This window comes from Fretibacterium sp., assembly GCF_057312375.1.
The window spans coordinates 1-6,416 of the sequence record NZ_DBHLDX010000088.1 but is presented as its reverse complement, the minus strand read 5'-3'; the positions used below and the strand labels follow the sequence as shown (position 1 = coordinate 6,416).

Genomic DNA, 6,416 nt, shown 5'->3' with positions numbered 1-6,416 from the left:
CCACCATGAAGGAGCCGCCGAAACAGTTCAGGTCCGTCGCGAAGACGCCCGTCAGGCGGTACATGATGTAGTCTTTAAACGTCAGGACGCCGCCGATCTTGTCGTAGATGCTTCGGTCGTTTTCCTTGTACCAGCGCAGGATTGGTCCGGGCTCCCCGGCGAAGAGCGTCCCCTTCACGATCTCATTGATCGCGTCGTAGGTCCCCTCCCTGCGGTACATGTCGAGGATTCCGTTGGCGCGGTAATCCTGAGAGAAGCAGCCGGGAGCGATGGACTGCCCCTCCCTGCCCAGGAACACGACGCCGTTCCCAAAGGAGGTCACGCCGATGCCCTTGATGTCCTTCGGGTTGACCTTTGCACTGTCGATGGCTTCGCGAATGCACTTCAGGTTCAGTGCCCAAAGCTCGTCCACGTCGAACTCCTCAAAACCCTCGCCGCGCTTTTTAAAGCGCATGCTGGGTGTGGCCGCCGTGGAGACGATCGTGCCGTTTGCGTCGAAGATGACGACCTTGCTCGAGGTGTTTCCAGCGTCAATGCCGATCAGGTAATCGCTCATGATCATCCATCCCCTCTTATGCTTTGTTGGCGGAGCCAACCAGATCGATCTTATCGAGGACGACCTTCTTCAAGGCCTCCAAGGGCTGCTCGTTGGCCTTGCTGACCCAGATCGCCAGGGATGCGGCCCCCTCAAGCTTCTTCTTCAACTCGCCGTAGTAGGCACTCAGCATCTCCGAGTAGATGTTCAGCTTGCAGATACCCCGCTCCACGGCCTTTTTGATCTGGTCGTCCGGCGTTCCGGAGCCGCCGTGCATGACCATGGGGACCGTCGATATCCGGTTCAGCGTCTCCAGCCTGTCAAAGTGGAGTTTTGGCGTGTGGACGTAGACGCCGTGGGAGGTGCCCACCGCCACGGCCAGGCAGTCCACGCCGGTTGCTTCGAGGAAGTGTTGCATCTCGTCCGGGTTTGTCAGATAGTCGTCTGGGTTGTCGTACTTCCCGTCCGTCCGCGCCTCGCCGGAGATGAGTCCGTCGCCCACGTGTCCCAACTCCGCCTCAACGCTGACGCCGCGCTCATGGGCGTAGTCCGCGGCCTCCTTCGACAGGCGGATGTTCTCTTCCAGGGGAAAGGTGGATGCATCGTACATTACGGAGGTAAAGCCCGCGTCAACGCACTTCTTCAGGAAATCCATATCCTTGGCGTGGTCCAGGTGCAGGCACACGGGGACGCTGGCTCTCTTTGCCATGTCCCGCAGGCTGTAGAGCCAGTAGTCCAGCATGTTACCCGGCTGGAGGTCCAGCGCCAAGCCCATCAGGATGATGGGGGAGCGCTTTTCCTCCGCAGCCTCCACTATCTTCATGGCCATCTCAATGGTGCTAGCGTCGAACGCGCCGACGCAGTATTTCCCCTTCCTTGCCCTGTCCAGCATCGTGTTTAGAGTTACCAGTGCCATTAAGGTCCCTCCTTGCTCTCATCAATTGCCATCATCGCATCAGCATGCCGCCGGTGGCGTCGAGGGTGATCCCCGTGAGGTAGTCTGCCTTGTTCGAGGCCAGAAAGATGGCGGCATAGGCCACTTCCTCAGGCTTTGCAACCCTGCCGATGGGGATCCTGCTGTTGTAGTAGTCGGCTTTCTTGGCCATGGCGTCCGCCACCATGGGCGTATCCATCATGCCTGGTGCTACGGCGTTGACGTTGATCCCGTCCCTTGCCACCTCGCGTGCTAGGGATATCGTGAAGGCAACGAGCCCGGCCTTGGCTGCCGCGTAGTGTGCATGACCCGTGGTGGAGCCGTGGAAAGCCGCCTGAGAGACGACGTTGACGATTTTTCCCTTCCGCCTTGCAGGGATTAGGTGTTTGACCATCAGTCGGCAGAGGATGTAGGGTACCTCCAGGTCCATGTAAATCGTGCGCTCAAACTCGGCCCTATCCATCTCACGGACGTAAGCGGTTGGCCAGATGCCGGCGTTGTTCACCAGGATATCCAGGCTCCCCATGGCTGCCAGCGCGTCCGCAAAGAGGTCCTCCGCCGCACCGACTTGGCCGAGGTCGGCTGCAACGGGTAGGGCCTTCACTCCAAAGCGCGAGGCAATGGAGGAGGCCAGAGCCTTCGCCTCCTCCTCCTTCCGCCCGGAGACGACCACGTTGGCACCCTCCTCCGCGGCGACCTCCGCTATGGCTTTGCCGAGCCCCTTGGTGCTGCCCGTTATCAATACGTTCTTGCCCTTTAATCCAAAGTCCATCGCTCCTCGCCCCTTTCGCTGATAGCGGGCCGTGGGCCCGCCGTCAGTTTACCGCCTGAAATTTCTTCACTGCAGAGTCAAAGATGTCCTTGTTGACGATGTAGCGGGAGCTCTTCCCCTCCAGAAGGTGGATCATCTCAAGGGCTAACAGCTTGGGTGAGTTGGTGAAGGCGTCCATCGTTCCGCCCGCCAGGTGTGGCGTCACCGTTACGTTAGGCAGGGCGACCAGCGGATAGTCTGCAGAGGGCGGCTCCACGTCGAAGACGTCCAAGGCAGCGCCCGCGATCTTCTTTGCCTTCAGTGCCTCGTAGAGCGCCTTCTCGTCCACCAGGCCGGAACGCGCCGTGTTGATGAGGTAAGCGTCGGGACGCATGAGTGCCAGCATCTTTCCGTCGATCATGTGCTCCGTCTCCGGACTCAGCCTGGCGTGCAGGGTAACGAAGCGGGACTCCTTCATGAGCTCCTCCAGAGGGACCAGCTTCACGTAATCCGGGCCCTCCTTCACGAAGGGATCGTAGGCGAGGATGTTCATCTCGAAGCCTTGCAGCCGTTGCGCCACCTTGCGCCCAATGGCGCCAAAGCCCACGATGCCCACGGTCTTGTCCGGCAAGTCGGGTACGGTTGCCGCGTTGTCGTAGTCCCGCACCCACCTGCCCTCCTTCAGGTTTCGATGGGCTTTTGCGATGTTGCGGCACTCGCAGAGCATCATGCCCACAGCAAAATCTGCCACAGCGTTGGCGTTCCGGCCCGGCGTGTTGAGGACCAGCACTCCCTTCTCGCTGGCATGGCGGACGTTGACGTTTTCGTACCCGCCTCGCAGCACCCCCACGGCCTTCAAGTTCCTGCAGTGGTCCAAAACTCGCTTAGTGACGGGACAAAACTGCGTGATGACGACATCCGCACCTTCGATGGCGTCCAGGACCTCCTGGGGTGGCTCAAAGGCCTCGCTGCCTCCAGTTTCCACCTTCAAGTTGATGTTTTGAAGCTCCTCGTAGTCCTTCAGCTTCCACTGGACCGTCCTGACCGTGTGGCCCGCCTGCTCAAAGTTGTGGAAGCCCTTTTTGATGTACTGTTCCGGGATTAAAAGGTCTCCAATGCCGACGATTTCCATGGCTTTACTTTCCTTCCGGGGCCGGGGTCCCCGCAGGAGCATCCACCCTCATCAGCCTGGATGCCTCGACGATAGCCCAGCCAGCCGGCGTATTGTAGGGAGAGACCAGGTTGCCCAGCTCCTGCCCCTCGGTGATTTGGATGTTGGCCTTCCTGGCTGCCTCGGTGTAGTCCGGTCCCATGGCCGTGCCCGCGTACAGGCAAAGCGCAAGGATCAGGATGCCCGTGATGTAGATGCGGAACATATTCCTCTTGCAGAAGGGGGCCACCATGGAGATGATGAAGACGATGGAGGCGAGGTCCGTAAACGGAAGCATGTTGTTGCCCGGCAGGACCATGGCCAGCAGGAGTGCCGTGGGGATCAGCAGCAGGGAGGTGGCGATGATACAGGGCTCTCCGATCAGGAGCGCCGTATCCATGCCGATGTAGAACTCGCGCTTCGGGAACAGCTTCTTCAGTCGAGCCTCGGCCGCGTCGCGGATGACCATGACGCCCTCGACTGTGACGCCCACCATGCGGGGCAGCAGGATCATGACTGCGGCCACGTTCACGGCCAACGGAAGCACCTGGGTGATGGGCCAGCCCGCCAGGAAGCCCAGGCCCGCTCCCAGGACGGTTGCCAGCGTGATGGGCTCGCCGATGACGCCGAGCGTTTCCGTAATCTTTTCGGGGTTCAGGTCGATCTTGTTGACACCGGGGATGCGCTCAATAATCCAGTTCACGAAAATCCCCAGAGGAACGTAGATGCCACAGGTCGCATGCACGAAGGCAACGCCCTCCATCTTGTACATGGCCTGGATTGGCTTGGCCGTCAGGTCGCCGATGACGAAAGCGATCAGGTAGAGGAGCAGTGCTGCCGCCGTTCCCATGGGGATGCTCCCGGTGATGTCGTAGACGAGCGTACCCACAAGGGAGATCAGCCAGTAATTGAAGATGTCGATGTTCAGTATCTTTGTCAGATTAAGCAACAGCAGGATGAGGTTCAGCAGGATCGCGCCCACCACGATGAAGGGGATGAGGGGCGAAGACCAGCCGATGGCTGCGCCCGTGGCCCAACCCACGTCCACGACGTTCAGCTTCAGGCCGAAGCGCGTTGCCATGTCCATAGCCGCAGGGCCAAGACTGGTCAGCAGAAGTCCCACCACCATGTTGATTCCCGTAAAGCCGATGCCAACGGTCATGCCTGCCTTAAAAGCTTTTCCCGGCTTGACGCCGAAGATCAATCCAACGACAAAGAAGATAATCGGCATCATGACTGTGGCACCCATTCCGATCAATGCGTTGAAGAAACTCATCGACATGCCCTCCTGATTAAGAAAGCTTGAGAATCCAAATGAATCTGCCCTAAAGACGCACGCTGAAAAAAGGTTGGTGAATTTTGGAAAGGTTGCTGAGTTAAAATGCGATGGTTCGCCTCCCTTCAAAGTCCTTTGTGTGGGTGATATTGAAGATTGTCTGCCTTGGCGTTTTGATAAGCCCAACCGTCTTGCCAGCGACGTCAATCACGCACACAGATGCGATCCATTTCCTGAATTCCATCATTACAGTAAAGACGAGTTGCATATCAATTCCATGATAAGAAATTTGTGAAAGAATTTCAAGAGGTTTTTCCGTTCCCAAATCCACAGGGACGGGAAAGTCAGACAAGGTTCAAATAAAGGACTCTTCTCCTCTTTCCGACATAAGCCTATCAGCGTTGGCTTCCACCCACACCCACTCGCTCCTATCGGCCAAACGTCCTCTTGGTGCTATTTTTTTGCCCTCGGGTTGGGGGGCCGGGGATGGCGTACAATAAACGCATAAGCTGAAGCGTTCGGGAGGTCGTGCGGCAATGAGAGGGTTCCTGACCAACCTCGTGATCTTTATCGTCATGGGGTGCGGGTGGTATATGAGGCGGAGCGGGCGCATCACGGCCGTGGGCCTGAAGGAGCTCAACGCGCTGCTCTTTGTCCTGCTGATGCCCCTGGGCTTCTTCAAGGCGGGGTTGGGCTTTGACGCCTCCACGATCCGTGGTTGGCGTTTTCCCAGCGTGCTGATTGGCGGCTACGTGGCAGCGACGGCAGTGGCCTGGGTGCTGGCAGGGATGCGGCACACGACGCCGGAACGGCGCGCTGTAGCGATCCTGACCGCAGTGCGTCCCAACGCGATCTTCGTCGGCCTGCCGGTGATCTCCCTCTGGCTGGGGCAGGCGGGGGCCGAGGCCCAGATGCTCTTTGTGGCGGTCGGTATGCCGTACTTTAACCTGGTTCCGCTGCTGTTGGCGCAGTTTGCGCTGTCGGGCAGGACGGACGGAAGGACGTTCTTGAATGCGCTGGCGCGGACGGTGCGAAACCCCATCCTGCTGGCTGGCGCGGCGGGGATACTCATCGGGGCGGCGGGGTGGACGCCGCTGCTTCCGGATTGGTCCATGCGGGTCGTCGAGGTGCTGGGGAACTGCGGCAACGGCATGTCGCTTCTGGCGATCGGGGCGGCCCTGGCACCTGAGAAATTGCTGCACGACATCCGCTCGGCCTGGCCGGACATGCTGATGAAGCTCTTCATCCACCCGGCCGTAGTCATGCTGGCGTTCGTCCTCTTTCCCGTTGAGAACCCCGTCTTGATGCGGGTGGCCGTGGTCGCCTCCGCCGTCGCGCCGGCCTTCAACTGCTACGTCCTGGCCGGCGGCTTCGGCATGGACAGCGACTACGCGGCCGTGTTGGTGGCCTCCTCGACGCTCCTCTGCCTTCTGACCCTGTTGTTTTGGATGTCGGTCGCATCCAGCGTCTTCGTGTGACGTTCGAGGCGGCGGGCAGCACTTCAACGTTCGGTCCGTTTGGGAGGGCTGGGACGGCGCAAAAAAATTGATGGAGGACGCGGGATTTTATCCGCAGGTTTCAGCCGTTTTTGCTATAATAGAAAATCATGTATCATTGATGACCTTTTGGGAGGCAGAGAATATGGCTGGAAACGAGAAGATTTACAGGCCCGCGTGGAAGAGCTTCTACAGGAGCATCTCGCTGATCGTTCTGCTGGCGGCGGTCGTGATCGCCCTGACGATCCTGGCGCCCTTCCAGGCGAAGGTCAAG

General features: G+C 59.2%; 6 protein-coding genes. 1 reads left to right on the top strand and 5 read right to left on the bottom strand.

All coding sequences use genetic code 11. The features are described from left to right. The 5 genes from ACO41U_RS09640 to ACO41U_RS09620 form a co-directional block, all read right to left on the bottom strand. The coding region (locus ACO41U_RS09640) for an FGGY family carbohydrate kinase (RefSeq protein WP_485943527.1) at positions 1-556 on the bottom strand (556 nt) is incomplete at its 3' end. Positions 557-572: 16 nt separating this feature from the next. Further along, positions 573-1,451, bottom strand: a complete 879-nt coding sequence (locus tag ACO41U_RS09635; protein ID WP_485943525.1) for a class II fructose-bisphosphate aldolase — start codon at positions 1,449-1,451, stop codon at positions 573-575. Positions 1,452-1,482: 31 nt separating this feature from the next. Next, positions 1,483-2,241, bottom strand: coding sequence for an SDR family NAD(P)-dependent oxidoreductase (locus ACO41U_RS09630; RefSeq protein ID WP_485943523.1), 759 nt, complete (start codon positions 2,239-2,241; stop codon positions 1,483-1,485). A 43-nt stretch (positions 2,242-2,284) separates the two neighbouring features. Continuing rightward, positions 2,285-3,352, bottom strand: a complete 1,068-nt coding sequence (locus tag ACO41U_RS09625) for a 2-hydroxyacid dehydrogenase (RefSeq protein WP_485943521.1) — start codon at positions 3,350-3,352, stop codon at positions 2,285-2,287. A 4-nt stretch (positions 3,353-3,356) separates the two neighbouring features. Further along, on the bottom strand, positions 3,357-4,646 hold the full coding sequence (locus ACO41U_RS09620) for a PTS transporter subunit IIC (protein WP_485943519.1): 1,290 nt from the start codon (positions 4,644-4,646) through the stop codon (positions 3,357-3,359). Positions 4,647-5,182: 536 nt separating this feature from the next. Between ACO41U_RS09620 and ACO41U_RS09615 the strand changes: the two genes are divergently transcribed. Next, positions 5,183-6,124: an AEC family transporter gene (locus ACO41U_RS09615; protein WP_485943517.1), complete on the top strand. Its 942-nt coding sequence runs from the start codon at positions 5,183-5,185 to the stop codon at positions 6,122-6,124. Positions 6,125-6,416 lie beyond the last annotated feature (292 nt).

Bases quoted from the DNA above. Each gene is read 5' to 3' on its own strand.
- ACO41U_RS09635 (WP_485943525.1), bottom strand. From the start codon at position 1,451: ATGGCACTGGTAACTCTAAACACGATGCTGGACAGGGCAAGGAAGGGG.
- ACO41U_RS09630 (WP_485943523.1), bottom strand. From the start codon at position 2,241: ATGGACTTTGGATTAAAGGGCAAGAACGTATTGATAACGGGCAGCACC.
- ACO41U_RS09625 (WP_485943521.1), bottom strand. From the start codon at position 3,352: ATGGAAATCGTCGGCATTGGAGACCTTTTAATCCCGGAACAGTACATC.
- ACO41U_RS09620 (WP_485943519.1), bottom strand. From the start codon at position 4,646: ATGAGTTTCTTCAACGCATTGATCGGAATGGGTGCCACAGTCATGATG.
- ACO41U_RS09615 (WP_485943517.1), top strand. From the start codon at position 5,183: ATGAGAGGGTTCCTGACCAACCTCGTGATCTTTATCGTCATGGGGTGC.